General features: G+C 73.5%; 17 protein-coding genes and 1 tRNA gene. 8 read left to right on the top strand and 10 right to left on the bottom strand.

What is annotated here, in order from left to right:
- Positions 1–74 precede the first annotated feature (74 nt).
- The 10 genes from pth to ACZCLJ_RS18350 form a co-directional block, all read right to left on the bottom strand.
- Complete coding sequence (pth, locus tag ACZCLJ_RS18395) at positions 75–677, bottom strand: aminoacyl-tRNA hydrolase (protein ID WP_463104811.1); 603 nt, start codon at positions 675–677, stop codon at positions 75–77.
- Between the two features lie 153 nt (positions 678–830).
- Positions 831–1,451 (bottom strand): 50S ribosomal protein L25/general stress protein Ctc, encoded by a 621-nt coding sequence (locus ACZCLJ_RS18390; RefSeq protein WP_251150487.1) that lies wholly within the window; start codon positions 1,449–1,451, stop codon positions 831–833.
- A 313-nt stretch (positions 1,452–1,764) separates the two neighbouring features.
- Entirely contained in the window at positions 1,765–6,078 is a 4,314-nt protein-coding gene (locus ACZCLJ_RS18385; protein ID WP_463104810.1) for a LamG domain-containing protein, read from the bottom strand.
- Between the two features lie 281 nt (positions 6,079–6,359).
- Entirely contained in the window at positions 6,360–7,088 is a 729-nt protein-coding gene (locus ACZCLJ_RS18380) for a GOLPH3/VPS74 family protein (protein ID WP_463104809.1), read from the bottom strand.
- Positions 7,089–7,162: 74 nt separating this feature from the next.
- A complete protein-coding gene (locus ACZCLJ_RS18375) occupies positions 7,163–8,032 on the bottom strand; it encodes a hypothetical protein (protein WP_463104808.1) in 870 nt (289 codons plus the stop codon).
- A 55-nt stretch (positions 8,033–8,087) separates the two neighbouring features.
- Entirely contained in the window at positions 8,088–8,270 is a 183-nt protein-coding gene (locus ACZCLJ_RS18370) for a hypothetical protein (protein WP_251150491.1), read from the bottom strand.
- Between the two features lie 79 nt (positions 8,271–8,349).
- Positions 8,350–8,961 (bottom strand): SIMPL domain-containing protein, encoded by a 612-nt coding sequence (locus ACZCLJ_RS18365; RefSeq protein ID WP_251150492.1) that lies wholly within the window; start codon positions 8,959–8,961, stop codon positions 8,350–8,352.
- 31 nt (positions 8,962–8,992) lie between these two features.
- Positions 8,993–9,976 (bottom strand): ribose-phosphate diphosphokinase, encoded by a 984-nt coding sequence (locus ACZCLJ_RS18360; protein WP_251150493.1) that lies wholly within the window; start codon positions 9,974–9,976, stop codon positions 8,993–8,995.
- Positions 9,977–10,053: 77 nt separating this feature from the next.
- Entirely contained in the window at positions 10,054–11,721 is a 1,668-nt protein-coding gene (gene glmU, locus ACZCLJ_RS18355; RefSeq protein ID WP_463104807.1) for a bifunctional UDP-N-acetylglucosamine diphosphorylase/glucosamine-1-phosphate N-acetyltransferase GlmU, read from the bottom strand.
- 30 nt (positions 11,722–11,751) lie between these two features.
- Positions 11,752–11,823, bottom strand: a tRNA-Gln gene (locus ACZCLJ_RS18350).
- Between the two features lie 163 nt (positions 11,824–11,986).
- Between ACZCLJ_RS18350 and ACZCLJ_RS18345 the strand changes: the two genes are divergently transcribed.
- The 8 genes from ACZCLJ_RS18345 to ACZCLJ_RS18310 all read left to right on the top strand — a co-directional run bounded on the left by ACZCLJ_RS18345 (position 11,987) and on the right by ACZCLJ_RS18310 (position 19,979).
- Positions 11,987–12,586 carry a TetR/AcrR family transcriptional regulator gene (locus ACZCLJ_RS18345; protein ID WP_251150495.1) on the top strand — a complete coding sequence of 200 codons (600 nt, stop codon included), beginning with the start codon at positions 11,987–11,989 and terminating at the stop codon, positions 12,584–12,586.
- Between the two features lie 73 nt (positions 12,587–12,659).
- Positions 12,660–13,613: an ABC transporter ATP-binding protein gene (locus tag ACZCLJ_RS18340; protein WP_463104806.1), complete on the top strand. Its 954-nt coding sequence runs from the start codon at positions 12,660–12,662 to the stop codon at positions 13,611–13,613.
- Positions 13,610–14,869: an ABC transporter permease gene (locus tag ACZCLJ_RS18335; RefSeq protein ID WP_463104805.1), complete on the top strand. Its 1,260-nt coding sequence runs from the start codon at positions 13,610–13,612 to the stop codon at positions 14,867–14,869. Before ACZCLJ_RS18340 ends, ACZCLJ_RS18335 begins: the two co-directional genes overlap by 4 nt.
- 118 nt (positions 14,870–14,987) lie before the next feature.
- Positions 14,988–15,524, top strand: a complete 537-nt coding sequence (locus tag ACZCLJ_RS18330) for a MarR family winged helix-turn-helix transcriptional regulator (RefSeq protein ID WP_251150498.1) — start codon at positions 14,988–14,990, stop codon at positions 15,522–15,524.
- 62 nt (positions 15,525–15,586) lie between these two features.
- Positions 15,587–16,912, top strand: a complete 1,326-nt coding sequence (locus tag ACZCLJ_RS18325; protein WP_463104804.1) for an MFS transporter — start codon at positions 15,587–15,589, stop codon at positions 16,910–16,912.
- Positions 16,913–17,041: 129 nt separating this feature from the next.
- Complete coding sequence (locus tag ACZCLJ_RS18320; protein ID WP_251150500.1) at positions 17,042–17,989, top strand: ATP-binding cassette domain-containing protein; 948 nt, start codon at positions 17,042–17,044, stop codon at positions 17,987–17,989.
- On the top strand, positions 17,986–18,810 hold the full coding sequence (locus ACZCLJ_RS18315; RefSeq protein ID WP_463104803.1) for an ABC transporter permease: 825 nt from the start codon (positions 17,986–17,988) through the stop codon (positions 18,808–18,810). Before ACZCLJ_RS18320 ends, ACZCLJ_RS18315 begins: the two co-directional genes overlap by 4 nt.
- 134 nt (positions 18,811–18,944) lie before the next feature.
- Complete coding sequence (locus ACZCLJ_RS18310) at positions 18,945–19,979, top strand: TetR/AcrR family transcriptional regulator (RefSeq protein WP_463104802.1); 1,035 nt, start codon at positions 18,945–18,947, stop codon at positions 19,977–19,979.
- Positions 19,980–20,001 lie beyond the last annotated feature (22 nt).

The following is a 20,001-nucleotide window of genomic DNA, read 5'->3' as shown; positions in this document are numbered from 1 at the left end:
CCTAGGTCGGACCCACGGGGACAAGGGGCGCGAACCGGGACATCACCCGGGTGAAACGGGCACGCGAGGAGCCGTCAGACCCTCGAGTGGAACTTTCCCTGCGCCGCGAGCAGACCGTCGGTGAGGACCATCTCGACCGCGTCGGCGGCGTCGTCGAGCAGGAAGGGCAGCTCCTTCGCCTCCGAGCCGGAGAAGTTCTTCAGCACGTAGTCGGCGGTGTCCATGCGTCCCGGCGGGCGACCGACACCGCCGCGCACGCGCACGTAGTCCTTGGTGCCGAGGGCCTTGGTGATGTCGCGCAGGCCGTTGTGCCCGCCCTCGCCGCCGCCGATCTTCAGCTTGACGGCGCCGAACGGGATGTCGACCTCGTCGTGCACGACGAGCACGTGGTCCGGGTCGACGCCGTAGTACGACGCCAGGCCGGACACGGGCCCGCCCGACACGTTCATGTACGTCGACGGCTTGGCGAGGACGACGCGCGGGCCTGGTCGGCCGCCGGGGAGCACGCCGATCCGGCCCTCGCCGACGGCGGCCTGCGCGCGCGGGTGCCGCGCGAAGCGGACGCCCGCGCGCCCCGCGAGCACGTCGAGGACCATGTGGCCCAGGTTGTGCCGGTTGGCCGCGTAGCGGTCCCCGGGGTTGCCGAGCCCGACGACGAGCCAGGGCTGGTCGGTCATGTCACCTCGTCCTTCGTGCAGGGTGGGCGGCGCGTCGTCCGCGGGCGCGCGAACGCCCGGCACCGTCACGGTACCGGGCGTCCGTCGAGAGGTGCGGCGGCTGCCGCGCCGTCGAGTGCCGTCGAGGGCCGTCGAGGTCCTCGACGGCTCAGGTCACTCGGACTCGGGGCTCTCGGCCTCGGACACGGCGGCCTGGGCGGAGGCCTCGGCCTCGGACGCCTCGAGGTCTGCGGAGTTGTCCTGCGGCACGGAGATGTAGACGACGGCGAGGTCGCCCTCCGAGACGAGGGTGGTGCCCTTCGGCAGCTTCACGTCGCGCGCGAAGACGGTCTCGCCGGCGGCCAGGCCCTCGATCGAGACCTCGACCGACTCGGGGATGTGCGTGGCCTCGGCCTCGACCGACAGCTCCTGCAGGTCGACGAGGTGGATGGTGCCGGGAGCCGACTCGCCCGTGACATGGACGGGGATGTCGACGGAGACCTTCTCGCCCTTCTTCACGAGGAGCAGGTCGACGTGCTCGATGACGTTGCGGACCGGGTCGCGCTGGACGTCCTTGGTGATGGCGAGCTGCGCCTTGCCCTCGAGCTCGATCGAGAACAGTGCGTTCGAGTGCTTGAGCGCGAGCATCGTCTCGTGGCCCGGCAGGGTCACGTGGAGCGGGTCGCTGCCGTGCCCGTAGAGGACGGCAGGGATCTTGCCGGCACGGCGGACGCGGCGGGCGGCGCCCTTGCCGAACTCGGTGCGGGTCTCGGCGGCGAGCTTGATCTCGGACACGTGGATCACTCCTGGAAGAACGTTGCGGGCCGGCCACCAGTGGGGAGCGGTCGGCTGTCCGGACGGTGAGAGGGCCCCCCGGACGGGCGGCTGCGTCGGCGCGGGACACGTGACGGGCGCGCGAAGGACGACCGCCCAGTCGATTACGGAGATCCAACAGGTCTGGCTGACTCTCCGGTTCGCGCTCCCCCCTCGCGGGTGGTGCGCGTTCGCCGGCCGTCAGACGTCCCTCGCCGAGGCAACCTGACTACTGTACCCGGGCGCGGCGCCGCCGCGAAACCCACGGCGGCGCCCTGCTGCCCGGGGCGGCGCTCTACTGCCCGGGGGCGGCGAACAGCTGTGCGACCTCCGCCGCGCCGAGCGCACGGTCGTACAGCCGCACGCCGTCGATCCGGCCCTTCATCGGCCGCGTCCCGTCGGACTCCGCCCCGATGCCCAGCCGCAGCGAGTTCGTGCCGATGCTCGCCGGGCCGGCCGTGGAGGCCTGCTCGACGCCGTCGACGTAGATCCTCATCCGCGACCCGTCGTACGTGCCCACGAGGTGCACCCACGCCCCGCTCGTCGGGTACGGGGTCGTGGTGTCCACGCGGTACGTGTCGCCCGAGGACGCGTGGTTGAACCGCAGGAACGCCGTGCCCGCACTCGCCAGTCCGAGCTCGTAGCCGTCCGTCGCACCCTGGGCCGCCTTCTTCAGCACGTACTGCGTCGCCTTCCGCTCAGGCTGCACCCAGGCGGAGACGGTCATCGGACCGGACAGGTCCAGCGCGGCCTTGTCGTCGACGCGCGCGAAGTCGTCCACGCCGTCGAGCCCGAGCGCGCTGCCGCTCAGCCCGGTGGCCCACGTGGCCCCCGAGCGCAGGGTGGCGTGGCTCGCGCTCGGCGAGGCGTCCGCCGCCGTGGTGCCCTGGCCCTCGTCGAACGACCAGGCGCCGATCGCCCCTGCCGGGACCGACGGGGTCGGCGTCGGTTCCGGCGTGGGGGTCGGGGTCGGTTCCGGCGTCGGTTCCGGCGTCGGCTCCGGCGTCGGCTCCGGCGTCGGCTCCGGCGTCGGCTCCGGCGTCGGCTCCGGCGTCGGTTCCGGCGTGGGGGTCGGGGTCGGCGTCGGTTCCGGCGTCGGCTCTGGCGCGGGAGTCGGGGTCGGCTCCGGGCTCGGCGACGGCTCCGGTGACGTGGGCTGGGTCGTGCCTCCCTGGAACAGGGCACCGACCTCCGTCGCCGACAGCGCACGGTCGTACAGACGCACACCGTCGACAGCGCCCTTCATCGGCCGGAACCCGCTCGGCTCCGCACCGATGCCCAACGGCAACGAGTTCGCCGCCACGCTCGCAGGACCCACCTTCGACGCCTGCTCCACACCGTTGACGAAGATCCGCATGCGCGAGCCGTCGTACGTCCCCACGAGATGCATCCACGTCCCGTTCGTCGGGTACGACGACGAGGCCTCCACCCGGTACGTGTCACCCGACGACGCATGGTTCAGCCGCAGGAACGGCTTGCCACCGCTCGCCAGACCCAGCTCGTAACCATCCGTCGCACCCTGCGCCGCCTTCTTCACGACGTACTGCGTCCCCAGCTGCTCCGGACGGATCCACGCCGAGACCGTCAACCTCGCCGTCAGGTCCAGCGCCGCAGAGTCCGGGACACGGACATACCCCGTCGCCCCGTCCGAACGCACCGCGGTCCCCACCACACCCGGGACCCAGCTCGCACCACCGACCAACGCACCCGCACCACCCCACCCCGACGAGTCCGCAGCAACCACACCCTGCCCCTCGTCCAGACCCCACGCACCCACCAGACCGTCGGGCGAGCTCACCGTGACCCGGACGGTGGCGGGGGTCGACCACTGCCCACCGGCTCCCACGCGGAAGCCGAACGAGTCGGCGCCCGCCGTGGCGCCGGGGGTGTACACGAACGCCCCGGTCGTCGCGTCGGTCAGCGTGACGCTCCCGCGCGTCGGCGGGGTCACGATCTGGAACTGCGGTGTCGTGCCCTGCGGGACCGTCGCCGCGAGGGTCCCGGAGACCGGCTGCCCGAGGGGTGTGGTCACCGCGACGTCCTTCGCCACCGGTGCCGGGGTGGGCTGGGTCGTGCCTCCCTCGAACAGGGCACCGACCTCCGTCGCCGACAGCGCACGGTCGTACAGACGCACACCGTCGACAGCGCCCTTCATCGGCCGGAACCCGCTCGGCTCCGCACCGATGCCCAACGGCAACGAGTTCGCCGCCACGCTCGCAGGACCCACCTTCGACGCCTGCTCCACACCGTTGACGAAGATCCGCATGCGCGAGCCGTCGTACGTCCCCACGAGATGCATCCACGTCCCGTTCGTCGGGTACGACGACGAGGCCTCCACCCGGTACGTGTCACCCGACGACGCATGGTTCAGCCGCAGGAACGGCTTGCCACCGCTCGCCAGACCCAGCTCGTAACCATCCGTCGCACCCTGCGCCGCCTTCTTCACGACGTACTGCGTCCCCAGCTGCTCCGGACGGATCCACGCCGAGACCGTCAACCTCGCCGTCAGGTCCAGCGCCGCAGAGTCCGGGACACGGACATACCCCGTCGCCCCGTCCGAACGCACCGCGGTCCCCACCACACCCGGGACCCAGCTCGCACCACCGACCAACGCACCCGCACCACCCCACCCCGACGAGTCCGCAGCAACCACACCCTGCCCCTCGTCCAGACCCCACGCACCCACCAGACCGTCGGCGGTCGACACGCGCACGGTCACCGTCGCCGGCGCCGACCAGAGGTCTCCTGCACGCACCCGGAACGTGAACGAGTCGACGCCCGTCCGTGCACCAGCCGCATACGTGAACGCGCCGGTGCCGGGGACGAACGACGTGAGCGACCCGGCCGTCGGCTGAGAGAGCAGCTCGAAGACGAGCGGGGCGTCGGTCGCGGCCTGGGCGACGAGGGTGCCGCTGACCGTGCCACCGGCGGTCGTCGACACGGTCGTGTCCTGGGCCACCGGTGCACCCGGAGCCGTCCATGCGAGCCGGACGGCTCGCGCGGTCGACGACGACGCCGCCATGACGAGGACCTCGCCCGGGACGTTCGACTTCGTCGCCGTGGCGTTGTTCCACGCACCGTCGAGGACCGTCTCGGGAGCGGCGTCAAAGTCGGGCGCGATGCGCGAGGTCTCCTTGACGAGGATGTCGTCGAGGTTGGTGCTGCGCGTGTAGACGACCCTCAGACGGTCGGTGACGTCGTCCACGAGCACGATGCCGCGCGTCCCGATGCGGTCGACCTCGTGCAGCGGGTCCCACGTCCCGTTCGGGTGCCGCACGAGCAGCCCGACGACCGTCTCGCTCGACGAGTCGTACGACGTCTTGACGGCCGCGTAGAGCGTCCCGTCGTCGGCGAGAGCGACGTTCAGGTGGTCGTCCGCCATCCCGCCACCGACGGGCCGTGCCGAGCCGCCCGCCGGCACCTCGTCGGCCGTCCACGTCGACGGCGACGCCCCGTCGACGTGGGTCCGGAAGCCGAACCGCTTCGTGCTCTGGTTGGACCACAGCACACCGATCTTCTTGCCCGGCATCGCCGTGACGACCGCGATGTCGTCGTCGGTGATGCCCGAGGCCACCGTGACGGGCGACGAGAAGGACGAGTAGGGCGCGTCGCTCCAGCGCACCTGGACCTGGCTCACGGTGTCCGAGGCGACCCACATGCGGCCCGTGGAGTCGATGTCGACCGTCGCCGTCTCGCTCCCGGGCAGGGAGACGGCGGTCGCGCCGGTCCGCGCCGCCCAGGGCACGTACGTGTTGGACTGCGGGTCCCGCTGGATCGACACGAGGGTCGTCGTCGGTCCGTGCAGGAGGACGTGGGCGACGTCGCCCACGGTCTTCACGTCGGCGCGCACGTCCGTCCGCTCGGAGATCCGGGTGACGTTCGTCCAGCTCCGGGCCACGCTGTCGTAGCGCCAGACCCACGTCCCCGAGGGTGTCGCGCTCGCCGAGGCCAGCACGGCCCACCACGTCCCGCCCGCGCTCCAGAGCTTGGACTGCGGCTTCTCGCCGGTGTTGCCCGTGAGCGGGATCCCCGTCGAGGTGATCGCCGTCGTGGCCGGGTCCTCCGGCGCCGCGGCAGCCGTCGGCTCCGGCGGCTGCCACGCGAGGGTGAGCAGGCCCGGGTCGGAGGACTTCGAGCCGACCTCGACGAGGTACTCGTCGCCCGCGACCGCGTCGAACGTGACCGACGAGGTCCGCACGTCGCCCTCGTCGTCGTTGGTCGCGACGGGAGCGTTCGTGGCGGAGCCCGGGTAGACGGTGAGGACCGTGTCGATCTCGCTGCCGTGAGTCGAGAAGGTGATCGGTCCGCTCGCGGGCGCCGTCCAGCGCCACCACATCGCCGAGGCGGTCACGTCCGGGCCCTCAGGACCGGACTGTCCCGGGTCGAAGTTGGCGGCGACCTCCTGGCCGACCGACCCGCCGATCGGCGCGCCCTCCGCCTCGGTGTCGCCGACGATGGCGGTCACCTGGGACGAGCCGCTGCTCCACGGCGTCCCGGGGAGGGCGATGCCGAGCCCGACGGTGCCGAGCGCGAGCGCGACTCCCGCTGCGAGGAGGGCGACCCAGCGCCGGCGGGGGCGGTCGAGGGGTGAGGCGTGTGGTACCGACATCGTGCTCAGTCCTGCTTCCGTGCGTCCGGGGAGCTGCGACGCCACCGAACGACGCGTCACCCCCCGCGCACGGCTCCTGGGCAGATCGAACCACCTCCGCCCCCCTCGGTGCGACGGGTTCCGGCGAAGTTCACCCACGACGGCACGACCTCGCACCGCACACTGCACCCAGACCCCGTCAATTCGCCCGTCCCGTGGGCCCGACGGCTCTCCGCGCGGGGACGGCCGGACGCCTCGCCCGACCCGGTCCGCGACCGGTCGGGCACGTCGTCAGCCCGACGTCAGCCCGACGTCACGGCGGCCGTCGTGGCGGCGACGGTGGCCCCCACGACCGTCGCCGCGACGACCTCGTCCAGGTACGCCTTGAGCGCCGCGCTCCCCCAGCTCCCCGCGGCGACCTCCTTCGCCCGTCGGTCGACGGCGGTGCGCCGGCGCAGGGTCCGGCGCTCGTCGCCGTCGACCACGGCCCCGCGCGCCCCGCCCGCGGCGAGCGCCGGCCCGGCCTGCCCGCTCGCGGCGAGGATGCCGACGAGGGCCGCGGTGCGCTCGTCGGGCCGTTCTCCGTCGACGAGAACCCGCCACAGCTGCCTGCGCACGGCGTCCTCGTGCCGGGTGTCCACGGCGGGCCAGCGGGTCGTCGGGAAGATCCCGAGGATCCGGCCGGCCTCGCGTCGGAGCACGCCCCGGCCCGCGAGCGCGGCGACGGCCCGTTCCGCGGGCCTGCGCTTCGCGAGGAGCGGGACGAGCGTCTTCGGCTTCGACCCCTCCTTGGACCGCACGACGTCGAGCGCCTCGTCGAGAAGGTCGTTCCCGGTGACCGTCGTGTCCCGGACGACGATCCGCCCGACGCGGCCGCCGTCGCCGTCGCCCGCGAGGTCGGCCCGGCCGAGCAGCGCGAGCTCGACGAGCAGCGCGCCCGCGGCGACCTGCTCGCGGTGGGTGGCGTCGACGACTGTCTTGCCCGTCTCGTCGTCCAGCGTCAGCAGGAGGTAGTCCTCGAGGATGAGCATGGTTCCACGGTAGGACGCGCGACGAGACCGCCGTCGTGCCGAATGTCACGCGTGGGCCGTGACGCGTTCCTGGATCACGGTTCCCGGAGGACGAGGACGGCCTGGTCGCCCGTGACGTGGAGAGTCGCCGGGTCGCACCCGTCCTGGGTGACGCGGACCGTCCAAGGCGGCGCGATGTCGGACGACATCAGCTCCCCGGAGACGACGTCGGGGCACGAGGCCCCGAGCAGGCTCGTCGGATCGGGGTCGACGGCGTCGAGGAAGGTGAGCGTCACCGCGCTGCCGGTGTGCTCCTCTGTCGCGACGCCGCGCACCGACGCGACGAGGCCGAGCAGGCAGACGGCGGCGACGACGGCCGCGACGGCGCTCCCCCAGCGCAGCGTCGTGAAGCGGCTCCAGGTGAGGGCGTACAACCCGGCGCTCTCGAGCCGGTATGTGACCCACCCGAGAATCGTCAGGTCCCGCTCGACGACGAGGCGTCGACTCTCGAACGCTCGCGCCTGCACCGGGGCCAGGCCCGGGTCCGCAAGGCTGCTCACGACGTTCCGCTGGTCGGCCACGGCACGCTCCCGCCGGGCCTGCAGTCCCGCGACGTCCGACGCCCACAGGCCGAGGAAGGTCGCGGGTTCGGCGGCGATCTCCGCCCGCAGGCTCGCGTACTCCGGCTCGGTGGCGACTGCGCGGAGCGTCACGATCCGGGGCGCGAGGACACGCGCGGCGAGCGCGACGACGGCGCCCAGCGACGCGAGGACCCCGGCGCCCCAGAGCAGCGCCGGCCAGGTGACGGCCCCGGCGTCGGACACGACACCGGCGACGGGGAACGCGGCCGCGAGGAACGCGACGAGCGCGATCGTCGAGGTGGCGAACCACTTCGCCACGTCTCGCAGGCGCGCGGTCGAGGCGTCGTAGGAGGAGATGCGCGCCACGGTGAGGGCGGTCTCCACCGGCCGGGCGTCCGGCGGGCTCGGTGCCTCGCGCGGCGCGCGCGCCCACCGCACGTCAGTCCTCCGAGGGCGTGGCGAGGTCGTCGAGGTCCTCCCCGCCCCGCAGGTCGCCCCGCGCCGGGTGCCGGTCGGGGCCCGCTCCTCCGAGCGGGACGACCCATCGCTGCCCGTCCCACTGCAGCAGCCGTCCGCGGATCCACCGGTACTCGTCCACGTAGCTGCCCGGTTCGTCGGTCATCGCCACTCCTCAGGTCGTCGGACCCGGACAGTTCACGGTCGACCCGACGCCCCTGCGTGGCAAGGATGAAATCCGGCCGTCAGTCCGCGAGCTCCCACCGCACGGTGACGCTCGCACGCACCTCCTGGGTCCCCGGCTCGACGACGAGCGCGTCCCCCGCCGCCTTCGCCGCCATCAGCCGCGGCAGCGGCGCCGGTCCCCCCACGTCCTCGCGGATCTCGACGACCGGCCCGAGCGACCGACCGGCAAGGCGCGCGTACTGCTCGGCGCGGGCGCGCGCGTCGGCGAACGCGTCCTCGCGCGCGGCGGCGGCGAGCGGGCCCGGGTCGCCGACGGCGAGGCTCGTCGAGTCGAGCCGCGCCACGGGGCCGGCGGCGTCGAGCGCGGCGCGCACGACCTCACCGGACCCCGCGACGTCCCGCACGGTCGCGCGGAGGGTGAGGCGCGCCGTCGTGCGCGGGCCGTCCTCGCGCTGCTCGGTCCACGTGGACGTCTGCGACGTCCGCAGGTCCGCGGCCGCGACGCCCGCCGCGAGGAGCGCGTCGCGCGCGGCGGCGAGGCCGGCGTTGGCGCGGTCCAGCGCCTCCTGGACCCCGGGGGCGGAGGCCTCGGTCCCGAGCTCGACGACGGCGACGTCGGGCGCCGCCGTCGCCGCGCCCTGGCCGGTGGTCGTCACGCCGGAGGTGCCCATGCCCGTCTCCCGCCCACGCTCCGGAGAACGCTCAGCTGTTGCCGTCGAAGAGCGAGGTGACGGACCCGTCGTCGAACACCTCGCGGATCGCGCGCGCGATCAGCGGCGCAATGGACAGGACCGTGAGCTGCGGGAACCGCTTCTCGGCGACGATGGGCAGCGTGTCGGTGATGACGACCTCGCTCGCACCGCTCTCGGACAGGCGCTGCGCCGCCGGGTCGGACAGCACGCCGTGGGTCGCGGCGACGATGACGGACTTCGCGCCCGCGGCGAGGATCACGCGCACGGCCTCGGCGATCGTGCCGCCGGTGTCGATGAGGTCGTCGACGAGCACGCAGTCGCGCCCCTCGACCTCGCCGACCACGCGGTTGGCCACCGACTGGTTCGGGCGCGTGATGTCGCGCGTCTTGTGCACGAAGGCGAGCGGGCCGCCGCCGAGCTTCGCCGCCCACTGCTCGGCGACGCGGATGCGGCCGGCGTCCGGCGAGACGACGGTGACGTTCGACGTGTCGACGCGCGTGCGGACGTAGTCCGTGAGGATCGGCATGGCCCACAGGTGGTCCACCGGGCCGTCGAAGAAGCCCTGCGTCTGCGCGGCGTGGAGGTCGACGCTCATGAGGCGGTCGGCGCCCGCCGCCGTGAACAGGTCGGACATGAGGCGTGCCGAGATCGGCTCGCGGCCGCGGTGCTTCTTGTCCTGGCGGGCGTACCCGTAGAAGGGCTGCACGACCGTGATGGTGCGGGCCGAGGCGCGCTTCGCGGCGTCGACCATGAGCAGCTGCTCCATGATCCACTGGTTGATCGGCGCGGTGTGGCTCTGGAGGATGAAGACGTCCGCGCCGCGGACCGACTCCCCGAACCGGACGTAGATCTCCCCGTTGGCGAAGTCGTACGCCGTCGTGGGGAGCAGGTCGATCCCCAGCTCGCGCGCGACGTCGTTGGCCAGCTCGGGGTGTGCGCGCCCCGAGGCGAGGACGAGGGACTTGTCCCCGTTTCCGGCGATCGTGCTGCTCATGCGGTGCGTTCCTTCGGTGTCCGGGTGGGGTCGGTCGGGGTTCTGGGGCGGACGCTCGTGCGGCAGAGTCTGCCGCGTCAGTCCGTGGAGCGCGCGCTGCGCAGCGCGTCGAGCGTGCTCTCGAGGTCGGGGCCGGGCGCGGGCGGCGTCGGGCGGTCCGCGGTCGCGGCGGCCGAGTGGTCCGCGAGCTGCGCCTGCGCCTGGGCGCCGACGGGCGGTGCCTCGGGGTCGGTCGCGCGCGCGGCCGCCGCGGCCTCGGCCGCGGCCGTGCCCGGCCGACGGCGAGCGACCCAGCCCTCGATGTTGCGCTGCTGCCCGCCGCTGACGCCGAGCGCGCCGGCGGGGACGTCGCGACGGATCACGGAGCCCGCCGCCGTGTACGCACCGTCGCCGACGGTCACGGGCGCGACGAACATGTTGTCCGCACCGGTGCGCGCGTGCGACCCGATGACGGTGCGGTGCTTGTTCACGCCGTCGTAGTTGACGGTCACCGACGCCGCGCCGACGTTCGTGTGGTCGCCGATCGTCGCGTCGCCCACGTAGGACAGGTGCGGGATCTTCGAGCCCTCGCCGATCTCGGCGTTCTTCGTCTCCACGAACGTCCCGATCTTGCCCTGCGCGCCGAGGACCGTGCCGGGGCGCAGGTAGGCGAACGGGCCGACGCTCGTCCCTGCGCCGAGCACCGCGAGGGTCCCGTGCGTGCGCGTCACCGTCGCGCCCGCGCCGACCTCGGTGTCCGTGAGAGTCGTGTCGGGGCCGACGGTCGCGCCCTCCGCGACGACGGTCGCCCCGTGGAGCTGCGTCCCGGGCAGGAGCGTCACGTCGCGCGCGAGCTCGACGTCGACGTCGACCCAGGTGGTCGCCGGGTCGACGACCGTCACGCCCTCGCGCATCCAGTCCTCGAGGATCCGGCGGTTCAGCTCGGCGCGCAGGACCGAGAGCTGGACGCGGTCGTTGACGCCCTCGACGACCGTCGGGTCGTCGGAGAGCAGGGCACGCACGACGCCGCCCTCGCCGCGTGCGGCCGCGACGACGTCGGTCAGGTAGACCTCGCCCTGCGCGTTGTCGCGCCCGAGGGTGCCGAGGCCACGACGCAGCACGGCCGCGTCGAACACGTAGATCGACGCGTTGATCTCGTGGATCTCCAGCTCGTCGGCCGACGCGTCCTTGTGCTCGACGATCCGCTCGACGTCACCCGAGGCGTCGCGCACGACGCGGCCGTAGCCGGTCGCGTCGGCGAGCTCGGTCGTCAGCATCGTGACGGCGTTGCCGTCCGCGACGTGCGCCGCGAGGAGCTGGGCGAGCGTGCCGCCGTCGAGCAGCGGGGTGTCGCCGGCCGTGACGACGACCGGGCCCTCGAGCCCGTCACCGAGACCACGGCCCTCCTCGCCGTCGGGCACGCCGTGCACGAGGGACAGCGCGTGCGCCTTCGCGTCGAGCGCGGCGAGCGCGCACTGCACCGCGCGGCCGGTCCCGGGGATCTCGTCCTGGTCGACGACGAGCGCGCCGGCGTCGACGCCCAGCGCGTGCTCGGCGACGCGGTCACGCTCGTGCCGCACGACGACGGCGAGCAGCTCAGGGTCGAGCGAGCGGGCCGCGACGAGCACGTGACCGAGCAGGCTGCGGCCCGCGATCGTGTGCAGCATCTTCGGGGTGGACGACTTCATCCGCGTGCCCTCGCCGGCGGCGAGGACGATCACGGCAGCGGGGACGACGGTCGTGCCGGTGCCCTGCTGAGCTTCCATGGATGTACCCCTCGGGATCGGTGGCTCGAGCTCCGCCCCCAGGACTCGAACCTGGACCAAGGGCACCAAAAACCCTTGTGCTGCCGATTACACCAAGGCGGATCGGACCGTGACGCCGTGCCGGTCGGGTACCGGTCCGGGCATCGCGCCCGGGTCCGCGGCGGCAGGTGGGTCCGGGAACAGTCTGCCAGGTCGCCGGTCGTGCCCGACGCCGCACGGCATGATGGACCCCGTGGCCGAGTCCAGACGTACCCCCCGTTCCCGCATGACCGCGAGCCAGCGACGCGAGCAGCTGCTCGCCGTCAGCCGCGGGCTCTTCGCGGAGAAGGGCTTCGAGGGGACGAGCGTCGAGGAGATCGCCGCCCGGGCCGAGGTGTCCAAGCCGGTGGTGTACGAGCACTTCGGCGGCAAGGAGGGCATCTACGCGGTCGTGGTCGACCGCGAGGTGCAGGCGCTGACCGCCGCGCTGTCCGGCGCGCTGGACCGCGGCGGGCACCCGAAGGTCCTGCTCGAGCACACCGCGCTCGCCCTCCTGTCGTACATCGAGGCGTCCGAGGACGGCTTCCGCATCCTCGTGCGCGACTCGCCCGTCGCGCAGGCCACCGGGACCTTCTCGAGCCTCATCGGCGACGTCGCGACGCAGGTCGAGCACCTCCTGGCGGACCAGTTCCGCTCCAACGGCCTCGACCCGAGGACCGCACCCCTCTACGCGCAGATGCTCGTCGGGATGGTCGCGCTCACCGGTCAGTACTGGCTCGACGCGCGCAGCCCCAAGAAGACCGAGGTCGCCGCGCACCTCGTGAACCTCGCGTGGAACGGGCTCTCCGGGATGGTCAAGAAGCCGGCGCTGACGAAGACCGACTGACCGGTCCCCGTGCCCGGCCAGGTCGTGACGAATGTCCTGGGCGGCCTCCTGGCGATGGTGGTTGGGTTGTCCCATGCCGACTCTCGAGATCGACTCCCTGACCAAGTCGTACGGCACGGTCCATGCCCTGCGCGGCACGTCGTTCGACGTGCGCGACGGCGAGATCTTCGGCTTCGTCGGGTCGAACGGGGCCGGCAAGACGACGACCATGCGGATCGTGCTCGGCGTGCTCGCCGCGGACGGCGGCGAGGTCCGCTGGGACGGCCGCCCGGTCGACCTGGCCGCACGACGCCGCATCGGCTACATGCCCGAGGAGCGCGGCCTGTACCCGCGGATGCCCGTGGGCGCCCAGCTCACCTACCTCGCACGCCTGCACGGCCTGTCCGCGCGGGACGCCGACGACGCGATGGAGCGCTGGACCGAGACGCTCGGCGTCGAGGGACGACGCGGCGACGAGGTGCAGAAGCTCTCGCTCGGCAACCAGCAGCGGGTCCAGCTCGCGGCCGCGCTGACGCACGACCCGGACCTCCTCGTGCTCGACGAGCCGTTCTCCGGTCTCGACCCCGTCGCGGTCGACGTCATGAGCGGCGTGCTGCGCGACCGCGCCGCCGCAGGCGTGCCCGTCGTCTTCTCCTCCCACCAGCTCGACCTCGTCGAGCGGTTGTGCGACCGGGTCGGGATCATCAAGGACGGCACGATGGTCGAGGTCGGCACGATCGACGAGCTGCGCCGGACCGAGACGCAGCGGTGGGTGGTCGACGGCCCACCCGGCGCCACCTGGATCGGCGCCGTGCCCGACGCCCGGGCCGTGAGCCTCGAGGGCTCGCGCACCGTGGTGGAGCTCACCGGCGCGGCCGGCGGCACCGACGTCGGACGCGAGCAGGCCGTGCTGCGCGCCGCCCTCGCGGCGGGTCCCGTCCGCGAGTTCTCCCTCGTCCGCCCGTCGCTCACCGAGCTCTACCGCGACGTCGTGAGCTCCCCCGCGGACGAGACGTCCGCGGCGACCACCGTGGAGGTGCCGGCATGACCACGACCCGACCCGCCCGACAGACCGACAGGCCGGTCGAGCACGCCGTCCCGGGCGGGGCCTCGCTCTCGCCGTGGGGTGCGATCCGTCTCGTCGCGGGCCGCGAGATCACGACGCGCCTGCGCTCGAAGTCGTTCGTGTGGCTGACCGTGATCCTCGTCGGGGCGGTCGTCCTCGGCGGGTTCGTGCTCAACGCGGCGAGCTCGTCCGGCCCGACCGCCGAGCGCGTCGGCGTGACGTCGACCACCGCCGACCTCGCCGGCGCGATCACGGCGACCGGGGAGGCGCTCGGCACCGAGGTCGAGACCGTCGAGGTCTCCGACGACGCCGCGGGCGAGCAGCAGGTCCGCGACGGCGACCTCGACGCGCTCGTCACGGGCTCCGCCGACGACCTCACGGTCGTGGTCGACTCCGAGCTGTCCACCGGGCTCACCGCCGTCTTCACGACCCTCGCGCAGCAGTCCGCGCTCGCCGACGCCGTGACCGCGCTGGGCGGCGACCCCGCGCAGGTCGCGGGCGACGTCGCGACGGCCGAGCCGACGGTCCGCACGATCGGCGAGCCGAGCGAGTTCGACCCGACGCGCTACGTCACCGGGCTCGTCACGGGCGTGCTGCTCTTCATGGCCATCATGATCAGCGGTCAGCTCATCGCCCAGGGCGTGGTCGAGGAGAAGACGAGCCGCGTCGTCGAGCTGCTGCTGTCCACGGTGCGCCCGTGGCAGCTCATGGCGGGCAAGGTGCTCGGCATCGGCCTCGTCGGGCTGGGCCAGGTCGCTCTGGTCGTGGCGGCCGGCGTCGGGACGGCGCTCGGCCTGGGGCTGGTCGACACCTCGACGATCGACCTGGGCGCGGCCGCCGCGTGGGCGCTCGTGTGGTTCGTCGTCGGGTTCGTGAGCTACGCGCTCCTCATGGCCGGGCTCGGGGCGCTCGTCTCGCGGCAGGAGGACGTGGGCGCGGTCACGACGCCGGTCACGTTCCTCATGGTCGTCCCCTACATCGTGGGCGTCTCGGTCGCGCCGTGGGCGCCCGACAACCCGCTCGTCGTCTGGCTGTCGTACGTGCCGCTGTGCTCGCCGCTGCTCATGCCGGTGCGCATCGCGCTCGGCAGCGCGGAGACGTGGGAGGTGCTGCTCGCGCTGGGCCTGTCGCTCGCGCTCATCCCGGTGCTCGTGTGGCTCGCGGCGAAGATCTACTCCAACGCCGTCCTGCGCACGGGCGCCCGCGTCAAGCTCAAGGACGCCCTCCGCACGACGTAGCACCGCACTCCCCCGAGGTCGTACCGCAGCTCCCCGAGGTAGCACCGCAGCGGTACCACCTCGGGGAAGTGCGCCGTCAAGAGTCTTGACGTCGAGACACGTCGAGTACCCTCGCGTCATGGAGCAGCAGCACGACGCGCGCTCGCCCGGGCAGCAGCACGGCGAGCGCCCGGACGAGGTCGACCGCATCGTCGCGGCCTGGCAGCGCGAGCGGCCCGACCTCGAGCTCGAGCCGCTCACGGTGTTCTCCCGCGTGGACCGCCTGGCCCGACACCTCGACCGCGCGCGCCGGACGGCGTTCGCGCACGCGCACCTCGAGACGTGGGAGTTCGACGTGCTCTCCGCGCTCCGCCGCGCCGGGGACCCGTACCGCCTCTCCCCCGGCGCGCTCGTCACGCAGACCCTGGTGACGAGCGGGACGATGACGAACCGGATCGACCGGCTCGAGTCGCGCGGGCTCGTGGAGCGCCGACGCTCCCCCGACGACCGCCGCGGCGTCCTCGTCGAGCTCACGCCGGACGGGCTCGACCGGGTCGACACCGCCATGACGGACCTGCTCGCCGTCGAGGCGCGCATCCTCGACACGCTCGCACCCGCCGAGCGACCCGCGCTCGCCGCTCTCCTGCGTACAGTCGTGGGGCAGTTCGACGACTGATCCGCGGGCCGGGCGACCCTGACGCGTCCTGGCGCGCAGCCGCCCCAGGACCCGGAGGACACATGGCCACGCCCGCTCGCGCGTTCCGCGGCGGGATCGACGGGGTGCTGCTCGTGGCCGTCCTCCTCGTCGCGGTCAACCTGCGGGCCCCGCTCACCGCGCTCCCGCCGGTGGTGTCCGACGTCGCGGCCGACCTCCACCTGACGGCAGCCGCCGCGGGGCTGCTCACCGGGATCCCCGTCCTGTGCTTCGCGCTCGCGACGCCCGCGGTCGCCGGGATCCTCGGCCGCTCCTCGCTGCGCACGGCGATCGCCGTCGCGCTGCTGCTGATCCTCGCGGGCACCCTCCTGCGCTCGGCCGACCTGTCGGGCGTCGCCGGACCGGTCGCGGCGGGGACGTTCGCGGGGACGGTGCTCCTCGGACTGGGCATCACGACGGCGAACCTGGCCGTCCCGATGATCGCCCAGCGCGACTTCCCCGGGCACGTGGGCACCGTGACCGGCCTGTACACCGCGGCGATCAACGTCGGGACCGTCGCCACGACGGCGCTCACCGCGCCGCTCGCCGGCGCGGTCGGCTGGCGCTGGGCGCTCGCCTCGTGGGGCGTCCTCGCGGTCGTCGCGCTCGTGTGGTGGCTCCGCGCGGTGCCCCGTGAGGCCACGGGGCGAGCCGCCCGCAGACGGGGCGGTCCGCCGTCGGGCACGACGACGCCCCAGGGGCCGCGTGATCCCGGCACGCCCACGGACGACCAGGCCCTGGCGGCGGCGGCGGCCGAGGGCGTCACGGGGACCGACCCGACGGCCGCCCGAGACCGCCACGTGCTCGCCACGCCGTTCACGTGGTGGCTGTGCGCGATGTTCGCGCTGCAGTCGTCGAGCTTCTACGCCCTCACCGCGTGGCTCCCTCTGATCCTCGAGGACCTCGCGGGGATCCCGAGCAGCGCGTCCGGGGGCGCCGCCTCGCTGTTCCAGGGGTTCGCGATCCTGGGAGGCCTCGCCGTCCCGCTCGCGACGCGCCGCCTGTCGATGCGCACGACGTTCGTGGGGATCGCCGTCCTGTGGCTCACGCTGCCCGTCGGCCTGCTGGTCGCGCCGGGAGCGTGGGTCGTGTGGGCCTCTGCGGCGGGCGTCGCGCAGGCGGCGAACTTCGTCGTGATCTTCACGCTCGTCGCGCAGCGGTTCCCGACGGTCCGGCAGGGCCGCCAGGCGTCGGCGACCGTGCAGTCGGTCGGCTACTGCTTCGCCGCGGCCGCACCGACGGCTGCCGGCGCCCTGCAGACCGCGACCGGCACGTGGACGACGCCGGTCGCGGTGGTGCTCGGGGGGCTGCTCGTGATGACGGCGATCGGTGCGGTCCTCACGGGCGTGCCGCGCCCTCGCACGAGCTAGCGGCCGATCTCGCCGAACCTGTTGACCGCCTCGTCCACTCTTGTTTATGGTGTACACACAGTTTGCCTCATACACACAGCGTGCGGTCTACACATCGTGTGCGACGCACACCGACGACAGGAGAAGGCGATGGACGAACCGATGATCGCCGTCCAGGGACTCGAGAAGTCCTACGGCGACCACCGCGTGCTGCGCGGGGTGGACCTCACGGTGCGGCGCGGCGAGATCTACGCGCTGCTCGGGCCCAACGGCGCGGGCAAGACGACGACCGTCAACATCCTCACGACGCTCGTCCGGCCGGACGGCGGGACGGCGACGATCGCGGGGGCCGACGTGCTGCGCGATCCGGGCCGCGTGCGCGAGGTCATCGCGCTGACCGGCCAGTACGCCTCGGTCGACGAGTTCCAGACCGGGGCGGAGAACCTCGTCATGATGGGGAACCTCGCGCACCTGCCGCCCCGGTCGGTACGGCGGCGGGCCGCCGAGCTCCTCGAGCGCTTCGACCTGACCGGCGCCGCGGACCGCCGCGTCGGCACCTACTCCGGCGGCATGCGCCGTCGGCTCGACCTCGCGATCAGCCTCGTCGCGGACCCGGCCGTGCTCGTGCTCGACGAGCCGACGACGGGTCTCGACCCGGCGTCGCGCTCCCAGCTCTGGGACGTCGTGCGCGGGCTCGCCGCCGACGGCACGACCGTCCTGCTCACCACGCAGTACCTCGAGGAGGCGGACCGCCTCGCCGACTCGATCGCCGTCCTGGACGACGGCCGCGTCGCCGCGCGCGGGACCGCCACCGAGCTCAAGGCGCTCGTCGCGGGCGACCACGTCCGCGTCGCGTTCGAGGACCACGCGAGCCTCGCGGCCGCCGTCGGGCTCGCTGCGCGGCTCGGGATCACGACCACCGGCACCGACGACAAGGACCTCTCCCTCACGGCCGCGAGCGACGACCCGGTCCGCACGATCCGCGACGTGCTGGCCGCGGCCGACACGAACGGCCTCGCCGTGAGCGGCGTCAGCGTCGTCAGGCCCACGCTCGACGACGTCTTCCTCGCCCTGACCTCGAAGGAGTCCGCACGATGACCACGACAGCCACCACCGCGCTGCCGGCTCGCAGCGTCCGCGGCACCGCTCCCCGCACCCGGCAGTCGCCCGCGACCGCCCTGCGCGACGTGCGCACGATGGTCGTGCGGGAGACGCGGCGACAGCTGCGCAGCGTCGACGGCCTCATCACCGCCTTCGCCCTGCCGGTGATGATCATGCTCGTGTTCGTCGTCATCTTCGGCGGCGCGATCTCGGGCGACGACTACATCGACTACGTCGTCCCGGGCGTGCTCGTCATGTGCCTCGGCTTCGGGTCGGCGACGGCGGCCGTGGGCGTCGCGCAGGACATGTCGTCGGGCACGATCGACCGGTTCAGGACGATGCCGATCTTCGGCCCGTCGACCCTGTGGGGGCACGTCGTCGCGAGCATCGGCCGCAACCTCGCGTCCGCCGTCGTCGTCGTGGCGGTCGCCTACGCGCTGGGCTTCCGGGCGGACGCCGGCCTCGCCGACTGGCTCGGGCTCGTGGCCTTCGCGGTGCTCTCCGTGCTGACCTTCACCTGGCTCAGCGTGGTCCTCGGCCTCGTGCTGAGCGTCGAGGCGTCGCAGTCGGTGAACTTCATCTTCCTCTTCGTCCCCTACCTCAGCTCGGGCTTCGTCCCGATCGACACGTTGCCGTCGTGGCTCCACGGCTTCGCGGAGCACCAGCCGTTCACACCGATCATCGAGTCGTTCCGCGGCCTGCTGAGCGGCGCGCCGGACGCGACGACGATCCTCACCGCGGTCGCCTGGCTGGTCGGCTTCCTCGTGGTGAGCTGCGTCGCCGGCGCGGTGCTCTACCGCCGTCGGACCGCCCGCTGACCCGATCTCGCCGACCGTGCGGTCGTCGCCCGTCCTGGCACCCGGGACGGGCGACGTCGGCATGCCCGGCGCGGTGACCGGTGCGCGGACGACACGGCGGCCCCGTGGGCGGGATTCTCGGGGAGGATGAGGGCATGACGGACGCACCCGACCTCCCGGCCCGGATCGCGCTCGCGTGGGGCGTCGCCGAGCGCCCCGAGCGCGCGCCGAAGCGCGAGCTGAGCATCGAGCGCATCGTCGAGGCGGCGATCGAGATCGCGGACGCCGAAGGCCTCGCCGCCGTCTCGATGGCGAAGGTCGCGCAGAGCCTCGGCTTCACGACCATGTCGCTCTACCGGTACGTGACGAGCAAGGACGACCTGCTCCTCCTCATGCAGGAGTCGGTCCTCGACGTCGAGTACCCGCCACCGCACGACCCGGCGGACTGGCGCGCCGAGCTGCGCGAGTGGGCCCAGTTCACGACGGCGGTGTTCCTCTCCCACCCGTGGTTCCTCGACATCCCGATCACCGGAGCGCCCCTCACGCCGAACAACCTGCGCGGCGCCGACGCCGGGCTCCGGGCGCTGCGCTCGACGCCGCTCGACGAGGAGGAGAGCATGTCGGTCATCCTGCTCCTCAGCGGGTACGCACGGAACGCGGCCCGGCTCGAGTCCGAGCTCGCGCGCGCGGTCCGCGACGCGGGCGGCGACGGCGTCGACGGGTCGTCCGTCGCCGCAGCGCTGCGGGGCCTGGTCGACGAGGTCCGCTTCCCCTACCTGCGTCCGCTCGTCCTCTCCGGTGCGTACGGCGCGGAGGGACAGATCGACGACACGTCGTGGGGGCTCGAGCGCATCCTGGACGGCCTCGCGGTCTACGTCGACGCGCGGGCGGCAGGCGCCCCGGGAGCGGGTCGGGACTTCGGGGGCGCACCCGACGCGACCCCGGGCGAGGCGCACGACACGGACGACGGGCTCCCCGCCCGCGACGGAGGCGCCGGCTCCGTGCCGGACGAGGTGGCGGTGCACGTCCGCGACCCGAAGGTGAAGAAGGCGGCGCTCAAGCGGCGCGACGCCGAGCGGCGGCTCCGCGAGGGGCACAAGAAGGTGCGGGAGCTCGAGAAGGCGCTGCGCGAGGCGCAGCGCGCCGAGCGCGACGCCGCGCGGGCGGCCGTGGAGAAGGCCCAGGCGTGACGCCGAAGGGCGCCCACCGACG

The sequence above is a fragment of the Cellulosimicrobium sp. So1_17 genome (genome assembly GCF_055181235.1).
This window is presented reverse-complemented; position numbering and strand designations above follow the sequence as displayed.

What these genes read in the sequence shown, in the direction of transcription:
- ACZCLJ_RS18335 (WP_463104805.1), top strand. Translation starts at nt 13,610, where the DNA reads ATGACCACGACCCGACCCGCCCGACAGACCGACAGGCCGGTCGAGCAC.
- ACZCLJ_RS18310 (WP_463104802.1), top strand. Translation starts at nt 18,945, where the DNA reads ATGACGGACGCACCCGACCTCCCGGCCCGGATCGCGCTCGCGTGGGGC.
- ACZCLJ_RS18315 (WP_463104803.1), top strand. Translation starts at nt 17,986, where the DNA reads ATGACCACGACAGCCACCACCGCGCTGCCGGCTCGCAGCGTCCGCGGC.
- ACZCLJ_RS18365 (WP_251150492.1), bottom strand. Translation starts at nt 8,961, where the DNA reads ATGGGCACCTCCGGCGTGACGACCACCGGCCAGGGCGCGGCGACGGCG.
- glmU (WP_463104807.1), bottom strand. Translation starts at nt 11,721, where the DNA reads ATGGAAGCTCAGCAGGGCACCGGCACGACCGTCGTCCCCGCTGCCGTG.
- ACZCLJ_RS18385 (WP_463104810.1), bottom strand. Translation starts at nt 6,078, where the DNA reads ATGTCGGTACCACACGCCTCACCCCTCGACCGCCCCCGCCGGCGCTGG.
- ACZCLJ_RS18345 (WP_251150495.1), top strand. Translation starts at nt 11,987, where the DNA reads ATGACCGCGAGCCAGCGACGCGAGCAGCTGCTCGCCGTCAGCCGCGGG.
- ACZCLJ_RS18370 (WP_251150491.1), bottom strand. Translation starts at nt 8,270, where the DNA reads ATGACCGACGAACCGGGCAGCTACGTGGACGAGTACCGGTGGATCCGC.
- ACZCLJ_RS18325 (WP_463104804.1), top strand. Translation starts at nt 15,587, where the DNA reads ATGGCCACGCCCGCTCGCGCGTTCCGCGGCGGGATCGACGGGGTGCTG.
- ACZCLJ_RS18360 (WP_251150493.1), bottom strand. Translation starts at nt 9,976, where the DNA reads ATGAGCAGCACGATCGCCGGAAACGGGGACAAGTCCCTCGTCCTCGCC.
- ACZCLJ_RS18380 (WP_463104809.1), bottom strand. Translation starts at nt 7,088, where the DNA reads ATGCTCATCCTCGAGGACTACCTCCTGCTGACGCTGGACGACGAGACG.
- ACZCLJ_RS18340 (WP_463104806.1), top strand. Translation starts at nt 12,660, where the DNA reads ATGCCGACTCTCGAGATCGACTCCCTGACCAAGTCGTACGGCACGGTC.
- pth (WP_463104811.1), bottom strand. Translation starts at nt 677, where the DNA reads ATGACCGACCAGCCCTGGCTCGTCGTCGGGCTCGGCAACCCCGGGGAC.
- ACZCLJ_RS18320 (WP_251150500.1), top strand. Translation starts at nt 17,042, where the DNA reads ATGGACGAACCGATGATCGCCGTCCAGGGACTCGAGAAGTCCTACGGC.
- ACZCLJ_RS18330 (WP_251150498.1), top strand. Translation starts at nt 14,988, where the DNA reads ATGGAGCAGCAGCACGACGCGCGCTCGCCCGGGCAGCAGCACGGCGAG.